The following is a 24,106-nucleotide window of genomic DNA, read 5'->3' on the forward strand; positions in this document are numbered from 1 at the left end:
GGGATCCCTATTCCAGCGTGACGCCGTAGGTCTCGCACAGGTCGTCGATGATCTCATCTCCCACCAGCTCTCTGCACTGACCCCACACCTCGGAACGGATCCGCGTGCTCAGCGCTTCCAGCTGCTCGTCTGTGGGCTTGATGACCGTTACGCCGTAATTGCCCAGATCGATCAGCGCCTGCTCTTCCTGCTGCTGTCTCTCGTCGGCCACTCGCTCTGCCATAGCCAGGAACGTATCGGTGATGACTGTCTGATAATCCTCCGGCATGCCCTCAAGCAGCGCCTTGTTCATGACAACGGGAATGCACTCGTTAACCGCGCGGCAGTCGATGAAATATTTGATGACGTCGCGGAAACTCTCCCAGTTCACCAGACCGGAACCGCCGATCCAGCCGTCTGCCACGCCGGACTGAAGGGCCGGGTACAGGTCTGCGTAAGAAATGGACGTGGTGCGGTAGCCCATGGCTGGGATCAGCGTCGCGAAGACGTTGTTCGCCGGGATCCGCAGCAGCGTGGGCTTGGATACGGTCCCGTCCGTCAGGTAGTCGAAATCCTCGGAGGGCAGCGACGCTGATCCGATCCCCATGAAGCCTGCGTTAAAGATCCCCAGCAGGGTGCAGTCGTTTTTCTCATTGATATCCGACAACAGATCCCACAGATAGGAGCCGGGGAAATAGTCCTCTTTGAACTCTGCAAAGTCCTTGGCCAGATACGGCAGGCTGACCACGGAGGCCCGCTCGTCATAACTTGGGGAGATAGGCAGGGCCGCAATGTCGATATCGCCGGTCATGACCTGTCCGTACACCACGGTGTAGTCTCCCAGCTGGCAGGAGGGATACACGGTAATGTTCACCTTGCCGCCGGTCTTTTCCTTGATCGTGTCCGCTGCGTCCTGCAGGGCCACAGTCTGGTGATTGTCCACCGCGTATTCGCAGGACAGCCTGAGATTGTAGGTCTTTTCCCCGTCGTCGGATCCTCCGGATCCGCCGCTTCCGCCGCAGCCGGAAAGTCCGAGGGACAGTGTCAGCGCAAGGCTAAGTGCGATCAATAATTTTTTCTTCATTTCTTTACCTCCCTTGTGGTAAAAATTCTAGTTGGGATCTCCTCTTTTTCCTAACTATTTCTCATGCCGCAGCATGTAAGAAACTCCATCCCTCTTGCGGATCTCCTCCGCGTCGACTCCCAGTTCCCTGGCCAGGATCTCCAGTACCTGGGGCCCGCAGAATCCGCCCTGACAGCGGCCCATGCCCGCTCTCACCCTGCGCTTGACCGCGTCCACCGTCCTGGCGCCCACCGGCCGGCGAATGGCCTGGACGATCTCGCTCTCCGTCACGGTCTCACAGCGGCAGATCACGTGGCCGTAGAGCGGATCCTCTGCGATCAGCCGGTCTCTCTCCTCGTCGGAAGCCTTCGAAAAATTGACAATGCCCTTTCGCGTGGCCTTGAACCCCTTTTTGCGCTCCAGCGTCAGACCCGCTTCCCGCATCATCTGAATGGTGTATTTGGCGATCCCCAGACTTCCCGTCAGCCCGGAGGATCTCACCCCCGAGATGCCCACGTAGCCTCTGGCCTTCTCTGATACCAAAATATTGTAGCCCTCCGGCTCTCTGGCCGGGCGCAGGCCGACAAACTGTGTGATCGTATCCTCCATGTGAAGACCGGGCACCAGCATTCTGGCCTCCCTCTCCACCTCTTTCAGGCCTTCCTTCGTGGTCTTCTTGTCATCCTTGTCGTACAGATCCTCCGCCGTGGGTCCTACCAGAATATTTCCGTCCACTGTGGGAATGATGAGTTTCCCTCTTGTCTGCGGCAGCGGGATCGACAGGATAATGTGCGAGACCTTCACCGGCGTATCCTTTTCCAGTACGTAGAACTGTCCTTTCCGCGGATGGACCGTATAATCGCATTCTCCCACCATTCCGGCGATCTCGTCGTTTCCCAGGCCTGCGGCGTTGACGATGTACTTGGTGCGAATGTCTCCCTTTGTGGTCCGCACCAGGGAAACTCTGCCCTGCTCAAGCTCGATCCCCTCCACTTTACAGTCCAGAAGAAATTCCACGCCGTTTTCCGCCGCGTTCTCCGCCTGGGCTACCACCAGCAGAAACTGGTTGATCTGTGTGTCCCGAGGACTGTAAACGCCGCCCAGGACCTCTGGATTCAGGTTGGGCTCCATCTCAAGCAGCTCTTCCTTTGAGCGGTATTCCACGTCGTAAACTCCGTTGTCGAAGGCTTTCTTTAAGATCGACGGGATCTTTTCAAACTGCTCCTGATTGACCGCCGGAGTGATGCTCCCGCAGTAGTTCAGGGGAACGTCCAGATCCCGGCAGAGCTGATCGAACAGCGGCCGTGAGCACTGACAGATCTTTGACTCCAGCGTGCCTGGCGTCAGGGTAAATTCCGTGCTGATGCAGCTGCTGCACGACTTGGACGCGTCTCCCCCCACGTCGTCCTTTTTGTCCACGACCATCACGTCAATGTTGAATTTGGAGAGCTCCCGGGCGATGGCGATCCCTACCGCGCCGGCGCCGACCACTAAAATGTCTGTATTGTACATGCCTAATCCTCCTGTTTTTCGGCCACCGGCATGCAGGCCACCATATCCGCTCCCGTGCCCAAAATGTCCGCAATAATGACCTGATGCAGCTTGACCGGAGCCTTTATCTCTGCCTGTCGTATCTGTTCCATGCAATTCATGAGCTGTTTTTTTGAAATGGCTTTGGACGAGCGTACAGGAAGCATTTTTCTGCGGGCGCCCAGAAGCCGCACGGATGATGTGAGGATGCGGCAGGGATCGATAAATTCGCTCTCCGCGTAGGCCCTGCCCCGGGGACATTGATTTCCCTCTATTGAGTCCACCTGCGCTTCCGATCCCGTCACCTGGATCCGGCAGCCTTTCGGGCAGACGATACACACGATTTCTTTCTTCATCTCGCTCCTCCTTTCACCTCAACCGTAATATCCGCCGTCAGACCGACCGCGTCCTCTGCTGAAATGGTCAGGGATTCCATCTCCCCCGGATTCACGAAAGGGGCCTTTCTGCTGACCAGGACCCGGTCCCCCGAACGTGCCGATACCGTCACTTCCTCCCCTGGCGCTGCCACCCGGAAGAACAGCCGGATCTCTTCGTCTCCTCCCGGTATCACCCGCTGAGGGCAGACGTACCGGACGTTTTCCCCGGGAACCGCGCTGACCGGCCGGCCCACGGGCAGAACGCCCGCCGCGTAACGCGCCGCGTTTCTTCCCGCCCGCTCGCTCTCCCTGCTCACATTGTCCACCAGATCGTTGACGTGGAGCACATTGCCGCAGGCGAACACGTTGGGGATCTCTGTCTGCATGTATTGATTGACCGACGCTCCCTTTGTGACGCTGGACAGCGGGACCCCTCTCCCCCTGCTCAGCTCGTTTTCCGGGATCAGCCCTACGGAGAGCAGCAGCGTATCGCACTGGATCTCCCTGCTCTCTTCGCAGATGGGATCTTTATTCCCGTCCACCGGCGCAATGGTGACTTTTTCCACCCGGTCCACTCCGGTGATGTCCGTCACGGTATGGGACAGCAGCAGCGGAATATTGAAATCGTCCAGACACTGTACTTTGTTTCTCCGCAGCCCTGCCAGATAAGGCATGATCTCCACCACAGCCTTCACCTCGGCCCCCTCCAGAGTCATGCGTCTGGCCATGATCATTCCGATATCGCCGGACCCCAGGATCACCACTTTTTTCCCTACCATGTGTCCCTGTATATTGATCAGCCGCTGGGCTGTTCCTGCCGTGTAAATGCCGGCGGGCCGGCTTCCCGGAATGACCAGGTTTGCCCTGGTGCGTTCCCTGCAGCCCATAGCCAATACCACCGCTCCGGATCTGACCCGAAGCAGTCCGCCGGGACCGGAGCACATGAGCTCTTCCTCCCGCAGATCCAGCGCCATGGTATTGAACAGCACCTTGACTCCCGCTTTTTCAGCCTCGGCGATAAAGCGTCCCGCGTACTCCGGCCCCGTCAGCTCCTCGTGAAAATAGTTCAGTCCGAAGCCTGGGTGAATACACTGCTGAAGGATACCGCCCGGGCTGCTGTCGCGCTCGATGATCACGACTTTTTCCGCCCCGTTCTTTTTCGCCGCGGCTGCGGCGGCCAGTCCCGCCGGTCCCGCGCCGATCACCGCCACGTCACATTCCAGTTCTCTCATTCTCATACCTCCGATCTCCACCGCCGGTCCCCGTTTTTCTATTCCTGGCAGGCGATCCATTCTCTGCAGCGATCCACTGCCCGGTGATACATATTCATCCGCGTTTCCCTCTCGTCGACGGACATGCGCGGTTCGTATTCCTTCTTCATCTTTGTAAAAGTTTTCACGTCCTCCAGCGACGACAGCGCGCCTATGGTGTAAGCCGCCATACAAGCGGATCCAAAGGCCGCCGTTTCTTTTTCAGCAGGAACGACCACCGGGATCCCCAGCATATCCGCCTGCAGCTGCATGAGCAGCCCATTATCCACCATGCCTCCGTCCGCCCGCATGGCCGGGATCCTGCCGTCGTACTCAGCGCGCACAGCACGGTAGCAGTCCGTGGTCTGGTAGGCCACGCTTTCAAGCACCGCCCGCACCATGTGCTCCTTGGTAACGCCTCCTGTCAGTCCCAGAAAACCGCCTCTGGCGTACTGATCCCAGTAGGGGGTAGCCAATCCGGCGAATGCCGGAACAAAGTAAACGCCCCCGCTGTCCGCTACGCTGGCCGCCATGGCCTCCGTATCTCCCGGGCTCTGAATGAATCCCAGCCCGTCCCGCAGCCACTGGATGGCGGCCCCCGCGATGTAGACGGCGCCGCTCAGCACGTAGGTAGGACGGCCGCCGGTGCGGAAGGCACAGACGGTCATCAGTCCCTGTTCTGACAAAATGTACTTGTCTCCTGTGACCAGGCCCATAAAGCTGCCCGTCCCATATGAATTTTTCAGCGTTCCGGCGCTACATCCCCCGCCGCCGATGAGTCCGGCCTGGGAATCGGTCAGGCATCCAGCGATAGGGATCCTGGCCCCGTCGAACAGTTCGGGCTTTGTACGGCCGAACGACCGGTTGCAGTCTGTGATGGGCGCGATTATGTTTTCCGGGATCTCCAGCAGGTCCATGATCTTTCTGTCCCACTCCGTTGTTGCCAGATCCATCATCATCCAGCGGCCGGCGCTGCCCGCGTCGGTGAGAAAAGTCTCTCCGCCCGTCAGATTCCAGATCAGCCATGTGTTCAGCGTCCCCGCCAGCAGCTCGCCCCGCGCCGCTCTCTGTCTGGCTCCTTCCACATGGTCGAGGATCCAGCGGATCTTCGTGCCGGTATAATAGGAGTCCGGCAGCACCCCCGTGATCCTGTGTATGTAATCCCCGTGTTTCTCCTTCAGCTCCTGAGCAAAATCCGCCGTCCGGCGATCCTGCCACACGATGGCATTGTATAGAGGTTCCCCGGTCTTCTTATCCCAGATCAGACACGTCTCTCCCTGGTGGTCAAGGCCCATGCACAGAATATCCGAGGCGCGGATCCCCGCCTCCGCAATAGCTGTGCGGATCGCGCCCACGAAACACTCGTATATTTCCACAGGATCGTGCTCCACCCAGCCCGGCCGTGGGTAGATCTGCCGGTGTTCCCGGCTTCCCCTTGCGATGATCTTCCAATCTTCATCCATGATCAGAGCTGTCGTCAGCGTGGTGCCCTGATCGATTCCGAGATAATAGCCGCCCATTTCTCTGCTCCTTCTCAGCCGTCTTACTTTTCTGATAACTGTCATTTTTATCTTCAAACAATTCTGTTTTCAGTTCATTTTCATCTTAGAGCCGCATGACAACATTGTCAAGTTGTTTTCAAAATATTGACCGTTTTCTTTTTAAATATGATCATTTTAATTGCATTGTAGCCAATATGTAGTCATTTTTAATTGCATTAATGTATATATTGATCACACTTGTGCATTTTATTGATAAACTCTTTGCATATTTTTGAGATCGGGTATATACTGAAAATGAAGCAGAAGTTTTCCAGATCTTAGGTCATTCTTTATTCATTCTTTATTTTAGATGGATCCCTGGAGGACTGTCATACAACGGTGATGATCCGGCCACACCATCGAGAGCCGTTCAGACGGCGTCCCTATTTTACATAAACGGAACGATCAGGCTGCGCAGGCGGCAAAGGAGTTGTCCTATGAGAGATGCAAGACAGAAACAGATCATTGACAAGCTGGTAAAGACCGGTTCTGTTAAGACCAGCGAACTGGTGGAGGAATTCAACGTTTCCATCGAAACGATCCGGCGGGACTTTAAAGAGCTGGAACGGGAAGGGGTCTTGAAGAAAACCTACGGCGGCGCCATTCTGGCAGCGTCAAAGGTAAGCATAACAGAACTGGAACCGTGGCAGGAGCGGACTAAATACTATCAGGAGGAAAAGTCGCGGATCGCCCAGGCAGCCGTCCGCCACGTGCACGACGGCATGACCGTCTCCACCGAGTCCGGTACTACCATGTTCGAGCTGGCCAAGTATCTCAATCAGAAAAAGAACCTCACCGTGATCACCAATGATATTTACGTGGCCCAGGAGATGTTTCGCAATCAGAATAACAGCATCTACTTTCTTGGCGGGCAGATGGTCCTTCCCGGCATTACCGTGGGCGAACTGGCCAAAGAGGTCCTCAACCACTTCGCGTCCATCGACCTGTGCTTTTTCAGCACCGACGGACTGACGCTGGAAAAAGGTCTGACCACCTCCGCCGCCTTCACCAACGAACTCAAGAAGCAGATGATGAAAAAGGCCGCGAAAAAGATCGCGCTGGTCGACCACAGCAAATTCGGCAAGAACGCGCTGTTTCGCACCTGCTTTATCGACGAGATCGACCTGCTCATCACCGACTCCCTGATCCCCAAAGACATACTGGCCAGGATCCGCGAAAAGGGCATCCCCGTGGAGATCGTACCCGCCGAGCCGGAATTCGCCATGCTGTAAACAGCGCTTTTATTGCGGCAGGCTTCCTTGGCCAGTTGGCGCACGCCTTCATCCAGACGCCGTCAGGCGAAGACGGCAGAAAAAAATGATCTTCACCTGTATTGGGCGAAGATCATAGTAAAAACGTATCGTTCTTTGTATTAAATCGGCAGGAAATCATTTTTATGATTTCTCGCTGATTTTTTTCTTATTCAGTTGAACTCAGGAAAAAAAATCTGTTTTCCCCTGTCTGACGGCTTCCCGCCAGTCAGCCAGCAGATCGACAGATGTGACGAGAGCCGCCGCCTGCCGCGCCCTTCTGATCCGGTCCCACGCAGCGCCCTCATGGGGGGCAGACAGGCAGGATAAGTCTTTGCAGACCGTCTGCTTCCCCGCCGCTGCCTTCCTGCTGTCTCTCTGCTGCCCAGCGCGGATCATTCGGATCGTTAAATACAGATACGCGTTTTATTGTGCCGCGTCAACGCAGCCCCCACAAACTCCCGAAACAGAGGATGTGCCCGGTTTGGACGGCTCTTGAATTCAGGGTGATACTGAACAGCCATAAAAAAGTCGTTGGACGGCAGTTCCACGGCTTCCACCAGCCTGCCGTCCGGGGAGGTGCCGGAGATGACCAGTCCCGCTTCCTCCATGGCATCCCGGAACGCATTATTGAATTCGTAACGGTGCCGGTGCCGCTCCCGTATCAGCGGCGCGCCGTATGCTTTCTCCAGCAGGGTCCCTTCCTTCACCAGGCAGGGATAAGCGCCCAGTCTCATGGTGCCGCCTTTGGGCAGGTTCCCATGCTGATCGGGCATCAGGTCGATAACAGAGTGGACCGTCTCCCGAAATTCTGCAGAATCGGCGTCGGCGTACCCCGCCACGTGCCGGGCAAATTCGATGACCGCTGTCTGCATTCCCAGACAGATCCCCAGATAGGGAACGTTATGTTCTCTGGCATACCGGGCGGCGGCGATCTTCCCCTCCACGCCCCGGTCCCCGAAACCGCCCGGCACCAGGATCCCCGCCAGATCCTTCAGATATTTCTCCGCCGTCTCATCTGTGACATCCTCCGCGTCGATCCATTGAATGTCTACCACACAGCCGTTCTCATAGCCGCCGTGGCGCAGAGATTCCGCCACAGAGAGATACGCGTCGTGGAGCCTGACATATTTCCCCACTATGGCGATCTTTATTTTCCTGTCTCTGGCTGCGATGCGGTCCAGCATGGCCACCCAGTCATCCATTTTTGCCGGTCCCGCCTTGATGGAAAGCTCCCGGCATACGATCTCTGAAAACCGCTGTTCCTCCAGCATGACCGGCGCCTGATACAGCACCGGCAGCGTGATATTTTCGATGACGCAGTCGGGCTTTACATTGCAGAACAGCGCGATCTTGTCTTTGGTCGGTCCATCCACCGGACCGTCGGAACGTATGACGATAATGTCCGGGCTCAGTCCGATGGAACGCATCTCCTTTACGGAATGCTGGGTGGGCTTTGATTTGTATTCATTGGAGCCGGAAATATAAGGCACCAGCGTCACGTGGATGAACAGGCAGTTTTCCTTCCCCACATCCAGCGCCACCTGTCGGATCGCCTCCAGGAAAGGCTGGCTCTCAATATCTCCCACTGTGCCCCCGATCTCCGTAATGACCACGTCCGCATCCGTCTTCTCGCCCACCGCGTAGATGAAATTCTTGATCTCCGTGGTCACATGGGGGATGACCTGCACGGTCTCTCCCAGATATTCCCCGTTTCTCTCCTTCGTCAGCACGTTCCAGTAGACCTTTCCCGTAGTCAAGTTGGAATACCGGTTCAGATCCTCGTCGATAAACCGCTCGTAATGTCCCAGATCCAGATCCGTCTCGGCCCCGTCCTCCGTTACATACACCTCGCCGTGCTGATAGGGGCTCATGGTCCCCGGGTCCACATTGATATAAGGGTCCAGCTTCTGAGCCGCCACTTTCAATCCCCTGGCTTTTAAAAGCCTACCCAGGGACGCCGCTGTTATCCCCTTTCCCAGCCCCGATACAACGCCGCCTGTCACAAAAATATACTTCGCCATCTCACGCCTCCCCGCAGTTGATTCTCAATCGCTGTCTTTTCACAATAACTTCATCTGGTCACGCCGGCTGTCCCGGCCTCCATCGCTCTATTTTTTGTTGCGATCCAACAAGAATATTATTCTTCCCATTTCACCCCTGTTTTCTTTCGTTTTGAACAACAAAAAAGCCGTTGGAAGTGCAGGATAGAACACCTGCACCTCCAACGACCGCCCAAATAAAGGAATTTCAATGTAAAACTCAAGAATAATATTCTCTAGTATGCCCTGTTTCTTTCCTCTTGTCAAGAGTTTTTCGGCCTCTTATGGCACCTGAAACGGAACAGATTTATCAGCAGCCCATCTATGGCAGAACAGGCAGCCATATATTTATAGTGAAGAGCAGAATACATCCGTTCAATGCCACGCTGATCAATAAGTTTATAAACAATAGGACTTTAATCCACACATGGTATTTTCCAAGATCCAGCCCATACTTTTTGATATACCAGAAGGACAGTAAAGTAAAGACTGTCCCTATTACCGGAACTTTAATGCAAAGCACGCTGAGTACGTAGAATATGGTCAGATTTATCTTTTGACTCTTATCCATCAATCTCCTCCCCTGGGCGTGCCAAGCATTCCTATTTCCTATTGTGTGGAGTGAGGGTTCAGGTCTACGGCGCTGCCGCGATCCCTAAACGGCAAATCCTCCGCTGACGCCCAGCACCTGACCCGTAATAAAACCCGCGTCTTCCGAGGCGAGAAAATATACGGCCCGGGCAATATCCTCCGGCGTCCCCAGACGCGAAAGCGGCGTCTCTTCAGCCAACTCCCGCCTGATGTCCTCCGTCACCGGGGACATCATATCTGTGTCCACCACTCCCGGGGCCACGCAGTTCACGCGTATCTGGCTGGGTCCCAGTTCCTTGGCCAGGGCTCTGGTCAGCCCGATGACCGCCGCCTTGCTGGCGGAATAGTGCACCTCGCAGCTGGAGCCTACCTGGCCCCACATGGACGACACGTTCACAATGGCTCCGCGCTTTTCCGGCAGCATGTCCTTCAGCGCCTCCTGAGCGCAGAAAAACATTCCTCTGCAGTTCGTGTCCATCATCCGGTCCCACTGGGTCTGCGTAATATCTGTAAACAGGGCGAATTCGGAGATCCCTGCGTTATTCACCAACACATCGATCCTGCCGAATATCCTGCGGGCGGCGGCGAACATAGCCTGCACCTCTGCCTGACTGGTCACATCCACCGGAAGCGCCGCCGCCAAAAGTTCTCTGTCACAGTCTGCCGGCTTCCCGCCTCCGGCCGCCGCGGCGGCACGGCCGTCCGGGCGCCCGTCTGCCGTCTCCCTCTCTTTTGTTCCGTCTTCGCTGTTTACACTCATCCCACAGGCGTTCAGCTCCGCGGCCAGCCGCTCCGCAGTCTCGCGGTTTTCCCGGTAACCGATGATCACCCGGTCGCCCCTCCGCACAAACAACCGCGCGCAGGCGGCGCCGATCCCGCGGCTGCCGCCGGTGATCAGCACTGCCCGTCTCCTTCTTCCTTCGACGCCGGCGGCGTTATTCTTGCTGCATTCTGCATTCAAAGCTTTACTTTCTTCCGTATATTCCGTCATTTCCCATTCCTTTCACTGCCAGACCGCACTGAACTTTTATCAGCTGCGGCATTTCAGTCCCTCTCCCTCTTCCCCGATCTTGAGGGCGGCGCTCCGCAGGGCCTGCGAAGTATGATAAAATGTCATTTATGAAATTCAAAAATTATCAACAGGCCGGATCACTTCCATATCACGGCGGCCATGACTTTCTAGTGACCCTCCCCTGTCGAAACCATACCCTTATGTCTGTTTTCAGCTCATGGGGGGCTGCCTTATTCCCAGTCGTCCGCCCTCCGCTGCCGTTCCGCCGGGCCGATGCGGCCTGCCGCCGGTGCCGGGCCTGTGCTGTCGACCGCCATACTCTGGCCGTCGGCTCCGCTTGACCACAGGCCTGATGCGGCCTGCCACCGGTGCCATTCCAGCTCCGCCGGACCGGTGCTGCCGGACCAATGCGTTAGACGGTTTCCGAGCCGGTACCGACGCCGGCAGATAGGTCAAAACGTTCAAAAATAATCATTTTCACCGAAATGCGAACCCAAAATAGGCGAAATGGACTATTTTTTTCTGTAATCACCGAAAACAGCCGTGATTCAGACTAAAATCAGGCCAAAATGATGTTGTTTTGGGTGAAACAGCAATTTTTTTGCGTGTTTCACCTATTTGCACAGGCCGATTCGCCGGCTGGCGCTGACCGCCCGCCGTTATCTGGTCGGTACTGCCGGGTGGGCGGGACCTGGCGGGCGCAGCTTCTCTTTCCCGCCCCATCACTTTCACCGCGGCTTTGGAGAGATTATACCATGACTGGCCGCAGGCCATCATAGTATAATCCGCGCATGGCGTCTGCCGCGCACAGAATCTATAATGTCCGCTCTGCGGACATTATACCATGACTGGCCGCAGGCCATCAGGGTATAATCCGCGCATGGCGTCCGCCGCGCACAGAATCATATAATATCCGCTCTGGGGATATTATACCCTGAAATGCCACCACTGCCTACTGATTTCCCGTCCGCGACCCCTGCCGGGGTTGAAATCCCCGCCTGACAAGAGTATAATCAAAACTGGTTAAAACAGTGCAAGCCAGCCTCCGTCCGGACGTTTTTCGGAGGCTACCGTATGTGTGCATACCCGTCCGCCCGTGGGAGCAGCGGCGTATCTGCGGCTCCGGCGGTCAGGGTAAAGAGGAGAGAGAAAACATGTTCAAAGAAGCCATTCGGCCGGCCTGGGTCGAAGTAAATCTAAGCAATCTGGACTACAATATCAAAAATATCAAAGCCAAAGCCGCGGGACGCCAGATCATCGGCGTCATCAAGGCGGACGCCTACGGTCACGGATCCGTCCAGGTGGCCAGGGTGCTGCAGGAGAACGACGTCCACGTGTTTGCCATCGCCACGCTGCAGGAGGCCATCACACTGCGCGAAGCCGGCATCCAGGAACCTATCATCATGCTGGGACTGACGCCTGATATGTACGCCGACACCATTGTGGAGTATGATATCACGCCGGTGACCTGTTCCTATGAGAACGCCAGAGCGATCTCCGACGAAGCCGCGAAAGCGGGCAAAGTCGTAGAGGGCCTTATCGCCGTGGATACCGGCATGGGGCGCATCGGCTACCAGCCTTACGATCCGGCGGCCGTGGAGGATGTGAAGAAGATCAGCGGGCTGCCCAACTTCAAGATCAAGGGCATGTTCTCCCACTTCTCCACTGCAGACGCTGTGGATAAGACATATACCCACGGTCAGGAAAAGAAATACGCTGATTTCTACGACGCCGTGACGAAGGCCGGCGTGGAGATACCATTCCGCACGCTGTCCAACAGCGCCGCCATCATGGAAGTCCCCACCGCTTACTACGACGCGGTCAGACCGGGGATCATCCTGTACGGCCTGTATCCTTCCGACGAAGTGGACAGAAAAGAGCTGGATATCAAGCCGGTCATGTCCGTTAAGGCGGCTATCGTGCACCTGAAAGAGGTGGGCGAAGACTTCTCCGTAGGCTACGGCAGAAAGTTCATCTCCAAGCGTCCCAGCAAGATCGCCACGCTGGCTCTGGGCTACGCGGACGGCTATCCCCGCCCCTATTCCGCCTACGGCAAAGTCATCGTCAACGGCGTATACGCGCCTCTGGCAGGAAACATCTGTATGGACCAGTGCATGGTGGACGTGACCGACGTCCCCGACGTCAAGGTGGGCGACGAGTGTATCCTGGTGGGAAGCGACGGCAAAAACACCATTCTGGCAGACGACATCGCAAAAGCTACCGGAACCATCAACTACGAGATCGCCTGCGCTTTCGGTCAGAGACTGCCCAAGATCTACGTGAAGTAAACGCGATAGTATACGCGGATATATCAATTCATGGACTCGCAGGAGCCGGGACACTTGTCTCGGAGCCTGCGGGTCTTTTTGTATGGCCCCGCCCCGCTCTGAACAGAAGATTGATCCGTATTCCCGTCAATTATCCTGCGGGGGCAGAGCAAGGGCGGAGAGAAACCGCTCCAGACGGTCCATTCCCTCTCTCAGCGTTTCCTCGCAGTAACAGTAAGAGATCCGTATGTGTCCGTCGGCTCCAAAATACTTTCCCGGCAAGGCGGCCAGCCTGGCCTCGCGGACCATGCGCAGGCAGAATTCCTCAGAACCCAGGCCGTATTTGGCGATGGACGGAAAGATATAAAAGGCGCCCCGGGGCTCGCTGACCTCCAGGCCCATCTCCTGGAGACGGCCGTACACGTAATTCCTGCGGTTCCGGTACACCTCCCGCATCTCCGCCGGGTCGCAGTCCAGCGCTGTCCCGCAGGCCTGCTGGATAAAGGAGACCGCGGAGACCACCGTGCTGGCGTGCAGCTTTACCAGCTGAGAAGTCACTTCCCTGTCCGCCATGAGATAACCCGCCCGCCATCCAGTCATGGCGTATGGTTTGGAAAAGCTCTGCACGCCGATGATCTGGCCGCGAAGCTCCTGAAACTGCGTAAAGCTCCGGTACTCCCCATAAGATAGCTGGGCGTAGACGTCGTCACAGATGACGAAGACCACCCCGTTCATGCCCATTTCCGCCTGCCGCATCAGCAGCACGTCCCGGATCATTTCCAGGGTCTCCTGTGTGTAGACCGTCCCTGTGGGATTGTTGGGCGAGTTCAGAACGATGGCCTTGGTGCGCTCTGAAAGGCACGCGTTCAGCATGTTTTTTTCTATCTGGAAATGCGGTCCCACGGTGGGCAGCGGCACCACTGTTCCCCGCGACAGTTCCGTAATGGACTGATAAAGAGCGAAGGCCGGAGTGGGGACGATCACCTCGTCGCCCTCGTTCAAAATCCCCCTCAGGGCCAGATAAAGCGCTTCCGTGGCCCCGTCGGTCAAAATGATCTCTTCCGGGTCATACGTCACGCCGTTCTGTTCCAGCTCGAAACGCGCGATGCGCTCCCGCAGCCGGCGCTGCCCGGCCCAGGGCGGATAATGGACGTCATTTTCGTCCAGAGCCCTTTTCGCCGCCTCTTTTATTTTGTCCGGCGTATTGAAATCCGGTTCGCCGATGGTGAGAAGCAGGCAGTCCTCCACTTCTCCTGCCATGTTGGTAAATGTTCGTATACCGCTTGGCTGGCTCCGCACCAGCTCCCTGTTCATTAATTTCTCCAGCATCTTTTTCCCTTCCACATCTCTGTACACACTCAAGCGAACTGCCCGGCGATGGCATGACCGGGTTCTCAGCTTGTTATCCTGAAACTGTATTTTAATATAATTTCTCTTATGTTGCAAATGCTTATATTGCCTGGGGGCAGACTGTCTAACATAGAGCGTCCTCCTGTGATGGGCTCAAAATGGGCGGTGGGGCGGCGGTTTCCCCTCCGGCGCAGCTGTGTCATCCGATTCCGCCGGTCCACGCCGGCCAAAAATATTTTTTAAATTTCTCTTGATTTTTGATCGAAAGGGTGGTAACATACGACACAATATGATTGACAGAGGCGCGGAAACGACCGACGCAGCGGGAGCCGGCAGGCAGTGATCGCTGGGAAGAGCAATTTCGCCGAACTTTTCCGAACAGGCATGAACGGAATCGTGGGTCTGTGGAGAATATCCACAGGACTGTCCGCATAGCGGTACGCATGTGGGAGTGCTGTCTTTCCGAATATACGCAGATCCCGTATTTACCGGACGGCCCGTCACGCTGGCAGGCTTTCGTGTTTTTGTATTTGGTATGTGTATGATCGGCGAGGAGCAGACTTCCCCGCCGATTTTTTTATTATGCAGGAAATAACAAAAAAATTTACCTGGCGAAGGCGTGCCCGCCCGTTCTGTCATACGAAACAGAGAGAGGATAGGAAGATGATGAAAAATAACTGCAGTCTCAACGATGTTTTTGTGAATAGAGTCAAACACAGTCTGGGTCAGCGAAAGCGTATGCCGGCGCGGTACGGACGATTTTCTGCGCCCGCAGCGCACCGGCTCGCCCCCGGTCAGGTCTCTGTGCCTTTGACCGGCAGATCCTCCGGCCGCAATGGACGCGGCCGCTTTCGAATATCTCAGACGCAGTGAAGACCCCGGCCGGAAGACAGGCTCGCGGGTCGTGAAAGGAATTCTATCATGATGACGGCAACACAACTCAGAGGCTCTATCGTAGCGCTGGTTACCCCTTTTAACGACGACAACACAACCAATTTCGGCAAGCTGGCCGAGTTGCTGGATTGGCACATAGAAAACGGCACAGACGGTATCCTGGTCCTTGGGACCACGGGCGAGACGTCTACCATGTCCCACGAACAGGACGACGAGATCTGCCGCTTCGCCATCGAGCGCGTAAACGGACGGATTCCCGTGATCGCGGGGATCGGGTCCAACTCCACGCAGACCCAGCTGGAAAAGGGACTGAAATATTCCGCCATGGGAGCGGACGCTCTGCTGGCCATCGCCCCTTATTACATCAAATCCAACGTGGAGGGCATGTATCACCACTTCGCCGACGTGGCGGATCAGACCGACGCCCCTCTGATCCTCTATAACGTTCCCGGCCGCACGGGCTGCTCCATCCCCGTGGAGGTGGTGGAACGTCTCTCTGCCCATCCCAACATTATCGGCATCAAGGAAGCCAGCGGCGACATCGCCTACGTAACGAAGATCGCCCGTTTCCTCTCCGATGATTTCGCCATGTGCAGCGGAAACGACGATATCACCATCCCGCTGATGTCTCTGGGGGCCTCCGGCGTCATCTCCGTGTGGGCCAACGTCATGCCTGCGGAATGTCACAACATGGTATTCGACTATCTGGAAGGACGCAGGGAGCAGGCCGCCGCCGCGCAGCTGGCCCATCTGGATCTGATCAACGGCCTGTTTATGGAAGTCAATCCCATTCCCGTCAAAGAGGCCATGAACCTCATGGGCTTCGGCGTGGGAGGCTACAATCTGCCCCTGTATCCCATGGCGGCGGCCAACCGGGAAAAGCTGATCGCTATCATGGAGCGGGAGGGACTGCTGAACTCCCGCCGGTGCGCGGGCGGCAGGGCCGCATCCTTCCATTCATCCTCCTGTGCCGCCGCTTCTGCAGGTTCTGCCGCCGGCGTCAGCGCCGCGTCAACAGGAGGGGAACAGATATGCGCATCCTTCTGATCGGCCGCGGCAAAATGGGCCGCATGCTGGAAGATCTGCTGACCGCTCAGGGCCACACGCTTCTGGGCGCCGTGGGCCGGGGAGATAAGGAGCGTCTGGCGGCCGCGGATAAGGCCGATGTGGTCATCGATTTTTCCGATCCGGCTCTGCTGCCGGATCTGGCCGCCTACATCCGGCGGACCAAAAGCCCCCTCTGCTGCGGCACCACCGGTTACAGTGCGGAACAACAGCAGATCCTGCAGGAACTGAGCGCCTTCGCGCCTGTCCTTTACAGCGCCAATTTCAGCCTGGGCATAGCCCTGTTCCGCCGGATCCTCTCACAGGTCTCTCCCATTCTCCTTGACGGCTTCGATGTGGAGATGGTGGAGACCCACCACAACCAGAAGATCGACGCGCCCAGCGGGACGGCAAAGCTGCTGGCCGACGCCGTGGACCCCTCGGGCAGGCTCAGACGAGTGTACGGCCGAAGCGGCAAGTGCGGAAAGCGCGCCCGGGATGAGATGGGGATCTTCTCCATGCGGGGCGGCACGGTCAGCGGCGCCCACACCGTTTCCTTTTTCGGAGAAGACGAAACGTTCTCCATCACCCACTCCGCCGCCAGCCGCAGGATCTTCGCGGCGGGCGCTCTGAAAGCTGCCGCCGTCCTGACAGAAAAACCGCCGGGACTGTATGAACTGGAGGACATACTGTTCGGCGGCGCGGAATAAACTGTATTAAACGGCCGTTGCCGGCCGGAAGCCGGGGCTTCCGGCTGAGCCTGCAGACGGCAGGCTGCAAACGGCCGTCATCCATTATCATGTTCCGGCCCGCCCGTCATCCCGGACGGGCGGGCCGGTCACACAGCCGCGGGAGGTCTTACGAAAATATGAACGCTTATGAAATCATCGAATACATCAGGTCATCGGAAAAAAAGACGCCCGTGAAGATCTATCTTCGCGAAAAAACGCCGGAGGGCGCAGGCAGCGCGGCGTTTCAGGGAATCACCTTCCCACCGTCCGCAAAAGTCTTTCCCACCGGGGGCGAAACGAAGATCATCTTTGGGGACTGGCGGGATCTTCAGCCTGTCATCGAGGCTAACCAGGGAGCCATCGCCGATTTGGTCATCGAAAACGACGCCAGAAACTCCGCCATTCCCCTTCTGGACAAAAAAAATATCCGGGCCAGGATCGAGCCCGGAGCGATCATCCGTGAACAAGCGGAGATCGGCAATAACGCCGTTATCATGATGGGCGCCATTATCAATATCGGCGCTGTGGTGGGCGAAAACACCATGATCGACATGGGCGTGGTCCTGGGCGGCCGGGCCACCGTAGGGAAGCGCTGCCATATCGGCGCCGGCGCGGTCATCGCCGGCGTAGTAGAACCGCCCAGCGCCACTCCGGTGGTCATCGGGGACGACGTCCTGGTGGGCGCCAACGCCGTAGTGGTCGAGGGCGTGCACATCGGCCGGGGCGCCGTGGTCGCCGCCGGCTCCGTGGTGCTGGAAGACGTGCCATGCAATACCATGGTGGCGGGCATCCCGGCCAGAGTGGTCAAGATCAAGGATGAAAAGACGGAAAAAGGCACGGAACTCATCGACGCCCTGAGGGAGCTGTGATCACTCCCCGGCGTCCTCTTTTTCCACTTCCGTGATCTCCGTATACTGACGGAACTTCCCATCAGGCAGACGGTCCGTGATAATGCAGGCCTTCTCCAGGGTCTCGATGGTAGCCGCGTACACTTTATTGAATTTGCTGTGGTCCGCCAACATGTAAGTCGCATAGGAACGGCGGATGGCTTCCGATTTGACCAGAGCTTCCTCCGGGTCCGCCGTCGTATAGCCCTGACCCGCTGAGATCCCCGTTACGCCCATAAACGCCTTCGTAAAATTGAACTGCCGCAGGCTGTTCAGCGCTCCGGCGCCTACAATGGCCTCTGTGGAAGGCTTCAGCTGACCGCCCAGAATATAGACCTTCAGGCCCTTCTCGCTGAGGATCCGCCCGTGGACGATCCCATTGGTCACAAAGGTCGCCTTCGTGGCTCCCATGTACTCCGCCAGTTTCATCGTCGTAGTCCCCGCATCCAGAAACACAAAATCATCGTCGCCGATCTGTTCCGCCGCGTACTGCGCGATCTCCTCTTTTTCCTCTACATTTAAATATTCTCTGGTGACCACATCCCGCTCCAGCGCCATGAACTCGCTTTCCAGAGCGGTGGCCCCGCCGTGTACTTTATTTAATCTCCCCTGCCGGTCCAGCGTATTCAGATCCCTGCGTATAGTTGACTCCGACGTTCCCGTCTCCCTGGCAAGCTCCGCTACTGTGGCCGCCCGTTTCTGTTCCAACAGCGATAAGATCGCCTGAAACCGTTCCTCTGCCAGCATGTGTGCGGCCTCCCTTCTCCATGATTTTTTTACAGAAATTCTTTTCTTTCATCGAGTATAGCATGCTTTTCAGTCAAAATCAAGCACGATCAGCCAATTACGATCAATCAGAGCGCCAAATCGTCATCTTTACGCAAAAATACGCAGAACTCCTTATTCAGGAAGAAAGATCTCCGCAATGGATAAACGCCATGCAGTGTTTTAGGAATAAAAAAATGAAGGCGGCACTTTGCCGCCCTCATTTTCCGTCACACACTCTCCCGCGCCAACCGGCCAGGCAGCTGCTGCGCTCTCTGTAAAGGATCCGCCCATATCCTACAGACCGGCTCCGGTCCATCCAGCGGTCTTATTTTCGCTCTCCGCCGGGGCAGAAGTGCGGATCACACACTCTTGCCGGAACCGGAATTGCGGCACACACCCCGCTGCTCCACAGTACTGATGGGATATAATGGGGCGGCCGTCTCCAAAAAAACAGAAGCGCAGCAGCATCTCAGCTGTTTTGTATTTTACATACAGTCAGCTGACAATTCAATGTACCACGAAAAGGAGGATCATGCCGGATCTTGTCATAATTCATATATGTTTCTGTTATAATCCGTATTTTTCCCTCTGCCTTATACTGTTTACCTGCGTTTCTCCCGTTCCTGCGTCCCCGTCTGCCTTTCACTCTGATTTAGATAAATAATGATCTTCACAGCAAAAATATCATTTTCATGCCGGATGTCCAGCGCCCCATGGTATTTTTCCACAGTCTTTCTGACGGAAGAAAGGCCGATCCCGTGACCCGCTTTCTGTTTCTTCGTGGTCTCCAGCTTACCATCCAGCCAATAGCTTGGACCCGTATACGTATTTTCTATTCGGATGAGCAGCAGATTGCTGGTCAGGTAGATCTCCACCCAGAGCTTTCTTACCCTGCTTTCCTCCAATGCCCGCAGCGCGTTATCCAGCAGATTCCCAAGGATAATATTCAGATCCAGATCAGATATGCCGAACTCGCAGGGAACATTCACGTCCACGTGGAGTTCCGTATTCAATCGAGCCGCGTCGCGCAGTTTCATATTTACGATACCGTCCAGCACCACATTTCCGCTCTGCACGAATTCATCGCTGCTTTTGAGAGACTCATCCATATCATTGAGATAGTCCGTCAGCTGATCGATGTTCTTATTTTCAGCCAGTATTCGGAGAGCGATGATGTGATTTTTCAGATCATGACGCAGCCGTTCCACCCGCTCATCCGCGCTTTTCTGAAGCCGCAGCTGATTTTCATAGGCTTCCGCCTGCCTCTTCTGCAGTTCCAGCTCATAGGCTTTCCTGTAAGCCCCGGTCAGATGATCCAGCAGATAAAAAATGACCGCGTTCATAAGCAATATTCCCGCGATGGCAAAGGCGGACCACAACACATGAGGATTGTCGTCCAATACGATACCCTCTACGTAGATACTGACCAGCGGCATAAAGATCGTACTGATCCAGCTGGCCGCAGGTACGTGGTATCCGTCTTTCAAGTCTTCCAGCCGCTCCAGGATCATCACCAGAGAAAAAAGGAGCATGTTGGGAACCACAATGCCCAGAGACGGGTTATTTACATGAAAGACAACGATCATCAGCCGATATACGGCCGTCTCACAGATCAGGCTGACAAGACAGATCAGTCCCGCCGCCCGCAGCCTTCTGCCCATCCCGTCCCGATATAAAAATGTAAGCGCGAAAGTCAGCGCAAGATTCAAAGTCACATTCATATACAGCGAATGGAAACACAGATACGCCCCGCTGAGCAAGATAAAATAGGCGAGGTAGGCCGCCGCTATCCTCCCCCCTCCGCGCCGTGAAGGTCCGAAATACAGACGAAGGAAACGATAGATCACATAGACCCGAAACGAATTACCGGCAAGATAAAGCACCAGATCTGCGTAGAATCTGTCCGGCATGCTATTACCTCCTTCTGAGAAGTGCTTCCCTCACAGCCTTTCGGTAAGGCTGACTGATGGGCAGCGCGACCTGATTGATCAGTGTCACTTGATTATATTCGTAAGCCCTCACGTACAGGTGATGGATCAGATACGACTGATGGATCTGTATGAAATCTTCTCCTGCCAGATCCCGCGCCACCTGGGTCAGTTTTCCATAAAATAACGCTTCCGTGTCCGCCGGCTCCGACGCGGTCACCAGTCTGATCTTCCGCCCTCTGCTTTCAAAGTACATAATTTTGCTTAGAGGGATCCGGTAATGTTCCTTACCCATGTCATATTCAAAAAAGCGTCTTCTGCGGCCGGAAAGTTCTCTGGCCTTTTCCGTCACGTCAAAGACTTTTTTCTCATCCAGAGGCTTCAGCAGAAAATGCAGGGGCCTGACCTCAAACAGTTCCATGGCATAGCCCTGCTTGGCTGAGATGTACACGATCTGTATTCCCTCGTCCCGAAGTTCCTCCCGGATCATGCGGCCCACATCAACGCCGGAAAGAAGCTTCAGCTCGATATCCAAAAAGATCAGGTCGGGGCCCGATGCCCCGGAGGATGAGATGGCCTGGTAAAGTGTTTCCCCGCTGTAAAACACATTGACTTCCAGTTCAACGCCATTCTGCGCCCCATATCTCTCCATCATCTTTTCCAATTGAACGCACACCTGCGGTTCATCGTCGCATACAGCAATATGGAACATAGCCGTACTCCTTTTCCATTTGATGCCTTAACTTATCTATGTATGAGAAATTATACCGTACAATTCAGTTAAAATCCACTTCCCCCGTTTACTTTCAGGCCTGTCCCACGGGAGTGTCTTTACGTCGGGCGCTCACAAAAAATTACCCTCTACTGCTGTCATAGAGGGTAAGCCTTCCTGATAGCGCGATCGCCTTCCCCCACGGCTCTAAGCCGGCGGGACGCCCTGGGATCACCGGATCAGCTAAATATTATTCAGCAGGTACACTGCAAACACAAACACCATCTGGGAAGTCTCGCAGACCATGCCCATCGTATCGCCGGTAATGCCGCCCAAAACCTTTTTCAGATACCCGGTCAGGAGGGAAACAGAGCCCATTCCCGCGATGACAGCGACCAGATTGATCCCTGCGGCAGCCGTGGCCGGTCCGAAGGTCTCTCCGAACAGAGACAGCCCCATGGCCGACAGAAATCCGGCGCCGTCGGCGTCGGCCGCCAGAGCTCCCGGCTTCAGAGCGCCGCTGGCCAGCACCCAGCACCTCGCCGCCGCAGGCCGCCACTGCGAACGGCACGGCCAGCGACACGATGATCGGCAGCAGCAGCGCGATGGCGTACTCCCTTTTTCCCACATTGTCCACCAGCAGCTTTCCCATGCCCGCCGGCCGTATATAATCGGCGTGATAGGCGGAAATAAGGGGCGCGCTTTTGCCCACCATAGGCAGAAGGATCAGCGCCTCATAGGGCAGATACTGGTACATCACCATGTAAAACACGAAAAAAAACAGCATAGCCAGCACACCGAAAGAGCCGATCCGGCTGTCCTTCATGATCTCCAGCATACGTTCCCGCTCTCTTCCGCTGAATATACCGTCGCAGGTATCGGCCAGTCCGTCCAGATGCAGCCCCCCTGTGATGAAGATATATCCTCCCAGCAGGATCATGGCTACCACCGGCGGATGGAAAAGAAAATGGAAAAAGGACAGCGCGTACAGCAGCAGTCCCATGATGATCCCTACAAACGGGATCATCGGCAGTCCCCTGACATACCGCTCCTCCGTGTATTTCACCCTCGGCACGGGCAGCCGCGTAAAAAATGACAGCATCAGAAAAAACGTCTTCATTCTTCCCTTCCCTCCGGAAATCCCCTTGCACTGGCCGGCATACCGCCTGTCATAGACGGCTTTCGTTCTACAGCGACTCCTCACGGACCTTCTCTGCCAGAGCCTTGACCTCCAGCGGAATACCAGACACCAGAAAGTAGACCCGGTCCGCCGACGCGGCCACGGTCTGATTGGCCCGTCCGAGAATATCTCTGTAATATCGGGACGAACGCTCCGCAGGCACCAGACCCATTCCCACCTCGTTGGTCACGGCGATGAGCGTCTTGCCGTCCTCCCTGGCCATGGCCATAAGGCAGGAAAGCTCCTCCAGCATGCGCTGTTCCACAGTCTGCATCTCCGCGGTCTCACAGACGTCCCAGTCGCTGATCGTATGAAACATGATATTGTTCAGCATAAAACCCAGGCAGTCGATCAATACCGCCTGACACTGGGCGTACGCAGGTTCTTCCCGCAGCTTGGCAAAGTTCCAAAAGCCCTCCCACGTGCTCCACGCGGATGGGCGCTGGGCCCTGTGCTTTTTTACCCGCTCCGCCATCTCCGCGTCGCAGACCGCCGCGGTGGCCACGTAGAGCACTTTATCCCCGCCGGCCTCCTTCGCCAGTTTTTCAGCCAGCGTGCTCTTTCCGCTCCTGGCTCCCCCGGTGCACAGTATGATCTCACTCATCCGTCTCTGCCTCTTTTTCCTGGCGGATATCGATGCGGTAGGACTGGTCGTACTTAATGTCCTCAAACGTTGCCATATTTCTCATCATAGCGCAGGCCGCGCCGATAATGTTGAAGGCCAGCGTGCAGCCCGTTCCCTCGCCCAGACGCATATCCATGTCCAGCATGGGTTCAATGCCAAGTTCCCGGCAGATCAGGTCGTAAGCCGGTTCGATAGAACGGTGCGATGAGAACAGATAGTCCTTTACCAGCGGATTGATCCTGCAGGCGGCAAGAGCCGCCAGAGCGGAGATGACACCGTCGATGACGATGGGAAGACGGTAATAGGCCGCCGCCAGAAAGCACCCGGTCAGGCCGGCAATGTCCAGTCCGCCCACCTTGGAGATCACGTCGATGGGATCCGCCGGATCCGGCCTGTTCAACTCCAAAGCCCCTGTGATCACCTCTTTTTTATGCGCCAGCCCTTCGTCTGTCAGGCCGCCGCCCTTGCCTACCGCTTTCTCTGCGGATAGACCCGTAAAGGCCATGAGCACCGCGCTGGTGGAGCTGGTATTTCCGATCCCCATCTCCCCGGTACCCAGGATCTCGTAGCCCTCTTCCTTTGCCAGTCCCACCATCTCAATGCCCACCTCGATGGCCTGAATGCATTCGCTGCGGCTCATGGCCGGGCCCTTGGCAAAATTGTCCGCGCCGTATTTGATCTTGCGGTGATACACCTTATCGTTATTGTAATCCGCGTCGATGCCGATGTCTACTACTTTTATATCCGCGTTGGCGTAGGCGGAAAGGACTCCCATGCCGCAGATCCCTTTGGTCATATTCATGCCCTGGATCAGCGTAATATCCTTGGGCGATCCGGCCACCCCTTCTTCGATGATCCCGTTATCCGCTACCATCACGATGCTGCAGCGTTTTTCCACGGTATTCTTCACCTTGCCGGTGATACCTGCCATCTTTACCGCCATGCTTTCCAGCTTTCCCAGGCTGCCCAGCGGTTTGATGAGACTGTCCATGCGCTCCTGCGCCGCAGTCAGCGCCGCCCCGTCCGCCGGACGGATCCCCTCTGTGATCTCCTGCAGTGTTTTCCTTTCCATCGCCTTCTCCTTT

19 protein-coding genes, 1 pseudogene and 1 riboswitch are annotated in these 24,106 nt (G+C 56.1%); of the genes and pseudogenes, 5 read left to right on the plus strand and 15 right to left on the minus strand.

Annotation, left to right across the window (positions count from 1 at the left end; genetic code table 11):
• Positions 1–7: 7 nt before the first annotated feature.
• Genes dctP through E0E37_RS10470 form a run of 5 tightly spaced genes read right to left on the minus strand, consistent with a single transcriptional unit; the run spans position 8 to position 5,764 of the window.
• On the minus strand, positions 8–1,063 hold the full coding sequence (dctP, locus tag E0E37_RS10450; RefSeq protein WP_130862996.1) for a TRAP transporter substrate-binding protein DctP: 1,056 nt from the start codon (positions 1,061–1,063) through the stop codon (positions 8–10).
• Positions 1,064–1,117: 54 nt separating this feature from the next.
• On the minus strand, positions 1,118–2,554 hold the full coding sequence (locus tag E0E37_RS10455) for an NAD(P)/FAD-dependent oxidoreductase (RefSeq protein WP_130862997.1): 1,437 nt from the start codon (positions 2,552–2,554) through the stop codon (positions 1,118–1,120).
• A gap of 2 nt (positions 2,555–2,556) precedes the next feature.
• Positions 2,557–2,928 (minus strand): DUF1667 domain-containing protein, encoded by a 372-nt coding sequence (locus E0E37_RS10460; RefSeq protein WP_130862998.1) that lies wholly within the window; start codon positions 2,926–2,928, stop codon positions 2,557–2,559.
• A complete protein-coding gene (locus tag E0E37_RS10465; protein WP_130862999.1) occupies positions 2,925–4,181 on the minus strand; it encodes an NAD(P)/FAD-dependent oxidoreductase in 1,257 nt (418 codons plus the stop codon). Before E0E37_RS10465 ends, E0E37_RS10460 begins: the two co-directional genes overlap by 4 nt.
• Positions 4,182–4,219: 38 nt before the next feature.
• A complete protein-coding gene (locus E0E37_RS10470) occupies positions 4,220–5,764 on the minus strand; it encodes an FGGY family carbohydrate kinase (protein ID WP_246019697.1) in 1,545 nt (514 codons plus the stop codon).
• A gap of 413 nt (positions 5,765–6,177) precedes the next feature.
• On the opposite strand from E0E37_RS10470, the gene E0E37_RS10475 reads away from it, so the two are divergent.
• Positions 6,178–6,972 carry a DeoR/GlpR family DNA-binding transcription regulator gene (locus E0E37_RS10475; RefSeq protein ID WP_130863000.1) on the plus strand — a complete coding sequence of 265 codons (795 nt, stop codon included), beginning with the start codon at positions 6,178–6,180 and terminating at the stop codon, positions 6,970–6,972.
• Between the two features lie 425 nt (positions 6,973–7,397).
• On the opposite strand, the gene E0E37_RS10480 is transcribed toward E0E37_RS10475, so the two are convergent.
• Both E0E37_RS10480 and E0E37_RS10485 read right to left on the minus strand, forming a co-directional pair.
• Positions 7,398–9,014: a CTP synthase gene (locus E0E37_RS10480; RefSeq protein WP_130863001.1), complete on the minus strand. Its 1,617-nt coding sequence runs from the start codon at positions 9,012–9,014 to the stop codon at positions 7,398–7,400.
• A gap of 673 nt (positions 9,015–9,687) precedes the next feature.
• A complete protein-coding gene (locus E0E37_RS10485; protein WP_130863002.1) occupies positions 9,688–10,614 on the minus strand; it encodes an SDR family NAD(P)-dependent oxidoreductase in 927 nt (308 codons plus the stop codon).
• Between the two features lie 1,175 nt (positions 10,615–11,789).
• On the opposite strand from E0E37_RS10485, the gene alr reads away from it, so the two are divergent.
• Positions 11,790–12,923 carry an alanine racemase gene (alr, locus tag E0E37_RS10490; RefSeq protein WP_130863003.1) on the plus strand — a complete coding sequence of 378 codons (1,134 nt, stop codon included), beginning with the start codon at positions 11,790–11,792 and terminating at the stop codon, positions 12,921–12,923.
• A 126-nt stretch (positions 12,924–13,049) separates the two neighbouring features.
• On the opposite strand, the gene E0E37_RS10495 is transcribed toward alr, so the two are convergent.
• Positions 13,050–14,231, minus strand: coding sequence for a pyridoxal phosphate-dependent aminotransferase (locus E0E37_RS10495; RefSeq protein WP_246019698.1), 1,182 nt, complete (start codon positions 14,229–14,231; stop codon positions 13,050–13,052).
• 310 nt (positions 14,232–14,541) lie between these two features.
• Positions 14,542–14,717, plus strand: a riboswitch (Lysine riboswitch).
• A 456-nt stretch (positions 14,718–15,173) separates the two neighbouring features.
• Between E0E37_RS10495 and dapA the strand changes: the two genes are divergently transcribed.
• From dapA to dapD, 3 genes are all read left to right on the plus strand, one after another.
• On the plus strand, positions 15,174–16,193 hold the full coding sequence (dapA, locus tag E0E37_RS10500) for a 4-hydroxy-tetrahydrodipicolinate synthase (protein WP_246019699.1): 1,020 nt from the start codon (positions 15,174–15,176) through the stop codon (positions 16,191–16,193).
• Positions 16,178–16,900, plus strand: a complete 723-nt coding sequence (gene dapB, locus E0E37_RS10505) for a 4-hydroxy-tetrahydrodipicolinate reductase (RefSeq protein ID WP_130863004.1) — start codon at positions 16,178–16,180, stop codon at positions 16,898–16,900. The genes dapA and dapB overlap by 16 nt, the downstream gene beginning before the upstream one ends.
• 158 nt (positions 16,901–17,058) lie before the next feature.
• Positions 17,059–17,790: a 2,3,4,5-tetrahydropyridine-2,6-dicarboxylate N-acetyltransferase gene (dapD, locus tag E0E37_RS10510; RefSeq protein ID WP_130863005.1), complete on the plus strand. Its 732-nt coding sequence runs from the start codon at positions 17,059–17,061 to the stop codon at positions 17,788–17,790.
• Here dapD and E0E37_RS10515 read toward each other — a convergent pair whose 3' ends face one another.
• From E0E37_RS10515 to cobT, 7 genes and pseudogenes are all read right to left on the minus strand, one after another.
• Positions 17,791–18,555, minus strand: coding sequence for a DeoR/GlpR family DNA-binding transcription regulator (locus tag E0E37_RS10515; protein ID WP_130863006.1), 765 nt, complete (start codon positions 18,553–18,555; stop codon positions 17,791–17,793). It lies immediately after the preceding gene.
• A 623-nt stretch (positions 18,556–19,178) separates the two neighbouring features.
• Positions 19,179–20,486, minus strand: coding sequence for a sensor histidine kinase (locus E0E37_RS10520; protein WP_130863007.1), 1,308 nt, complete (start codon positions 20,484–20,486; stop codon positions 19,179–19,181).
• Positions 20,487–20,490: 4 nt separating this feature from the next.
• Positions 20,491–21,216 carry a LytR/AlgR family response regulator transcription factor gene (locus E0E37_RS10525; protein ID WP_130863008.1) on the minus strand — a complete coding sequence of 242 codons (726 nt, stop codon included), beginning with the start codon at positions 21,214–21,216 and terminating at the stop codon, positions 20,491–20,493.
• Between the two features lie 243 nt (positions 21,217–21,459).
• On the minus strand, positions 21,460–21,846 hold the full coding sequence (locus tag E0E37_RS19250) for an adenosylcobinamide-GDP ribazoletransferase (protein WP_130863009.1): 387 nt from the start codon (positions 21,844–21,846) through the stop codon (positions 21,460–21,462).
• Positions 21,782–22,336 (minus strand): annotated as a pseudogene (cobS, locus tag E0E37_RS19255) (adenosylcobinamide-GDP ribazoletransferase); the annotation flags it as partial. The gene E0E37_RS19250 and the pseudogene cobS, both read right to left, overlap by 65 nt.
• A 67-nt stretch (positions 22,337–22,403) precedes the next feature.
• Positions 22,404–23,000, minus strand: coding sequence for a bifunctional adenosylcobinamide kinase/adenosylcobinamide-phosphate guanylyltransferase (gene cobU / locus E0E37_RS10540; RefSeq protein ID WP_130863010.1), 597 nt, complete (start codon positions 22,998–23,000; stop codon positions 22,404–22,406).
• Complete coding sequence (cobT, locus tag E0E37_RS10545) at positions 22,993–24,093, minus strand: nicotinate-nucleotide--dimethylbenzimidazole phosphoribosyltransferase (protein WP_130863011.1); 1,101 nt, start codon at positions 24,091–24,093, stop codon at positions 22,993–22,995. Before cobT ends, cobU begins: the two co-directional genes overlap by 8 nt.
• Positions 24,094–24,106: the final 13 nt, after the last annotated feature.

Origin of the sequence: Bacilliculturomica massiliensis, assembly GCF_900605495.1 — a bacterium.
GTDB classification, from domain to species: domain Bacteria; phylum Bacillota; class Clostridia; order Peptostreptococcales; family Anaerovoracaceae; genus Bacilliculturomica; species Bacilliculturomica massiliensis.

What these genes read in the sequence shown, in the direction of transcription:
- dctP (WP_130862996.1), bottom strand. Translation starts at nt 1,063, where the DNA reads ATGAAGAAAAAATTATTGATCGCACTTAGCCTTGCGCTGACACTGTCC.
- E0E37_RS10455 (WP_130862997.1), bottom strand. Translation starts at nt 2,554, where the DNA reads ATGTACAATACAGACATTTTAGTGGTCGGCGCCGGCGCGGTAGGGATC.
- E0E37_RS10460 (WP_130862998.1), bottom strand. Translation starts at nt 2,928, where the DNA reads ATGAAGAAAGAAATCGTGTGTATCGTCTGCCCGAAAGGCTGCCGGATC.
- E0E37_RS10465 (WP_130862999.1), bottom strand. Translation starts at nt 4,181, where the DNA reads ATGAGAGAACTGGAATGTGACGTGGCGGTGATCGGCGCGGGACCGGCG.
- E0E37_RS10470 (WP_246019697.1), bottom strand. Translation starts at nt 5,764, where the DNA reads ATGACAGTTATCAGAAAAGTAAGACGGCTGAGAAGGAGCAGAGAAATG.
- E0E37_RS10475 (WP_130863000.1), top strand. Translation starts at nt 6,178, where the DNA reads ATGAGAGATGCAAGACAGAAACAGATCATTGACAAGCTGGTAAAGACC.
- E0E37_RS10480 (WP_130863001.1), bottom strand. Translation starts at nt 9,014, where the DNA reads ATGGCGAAGTATATTTTTGTGACAGGCGGCGTTGTATCGGGGCTGGGA.
- E0E37_RS10485 (WP_130863002.1), bottom strand. Translation starts at nt 10,614, where the DNA reads ATGACGGAATATACGGAAGAAAGTAAAGCTTTGAATGCAGAATGCAGC.
- alr (WP_130863003.1), top strand. Translation starts at nt 11,790, where the DNA reads ATGTTCAAAGAAGCCATTCGGCCGGCCTGGGTCGAAGTAAATCTAAGC.
- E0E37_RS10495 (WP_246019698.1), bottom strand. Translation starts at nt 14,231, where the DNA reads ATGCTGGAGAAATTAATGAACAGGGAGCTGGTGCGGAGCCAGCCAAGC.
- dapA (WP_246019699.1), top strand. Translation starts at nt 15,174, where the DNA reads ATGATGACGGCAACACAACTCAGAGGCTCTATCGTAGCGCTGGTTACC.
- dapB (WP_130863004.1), top strand. Translation starts at nt 16,178, where the DNA reads ATGCGCATCCTTCTGATCGGCCGCGGCAAAATGGGCCGCATGCTGGAA.
- dapD (WP_130863005.1), top strand. Translation starts at nt 17,059, where the DNA reads ATGAACGCTTATGAAATCATCGAATACATCAGGTCATCGGAAAAAAAG.
- E0E37_RS10515 (WP_130863006.1), bottom strand. Translation starts at nt 18,555, where the DNA reads ATGCTGGCAGAGGAACGGTTTCAGGCGATCTTATCGCTGTTGGAACAG.
- E0E37_RS10520 (WP_130863007.1), bottom strand. Translation starts at nt 20,486, where the DNA reads ATGCCGGACAGATTCTACGCAGATCTGGTGCTTTATCTTGCCGGTAAT.
- E0E37_RS10525 (WP_130863008.1), bottom strand. Translation starts at nt 21,216, where the DNA reads ATGTTCCATATTGCTGTATGCGACGATGAACCGCAGGTGTGCGTTCAA.
- E0E37_RS19250 (WP_130863009.1), bottom strand. Translation starts at nt 21,846, where the DNA reads ATGTGGGAAAAAGGGAGTACGCCATCGCGCTGCTGCTGCCGATCATCG.
- cobU (WP_130863010.1), bottom strand. Translation starts at nt 23,000, where the DNA reads ATGAGTGAGATCATACTGTGCACCGGGGGAGCCAGGAGCGGAAAGAGC.
- cobT (WP_130863011.1), bottom strand. Translation starts at nt 24,093, where the DNA reads ATGGAAAGGAAAACACTGCAGGAGATCACAGAGGGGATCCGTCCGGCG.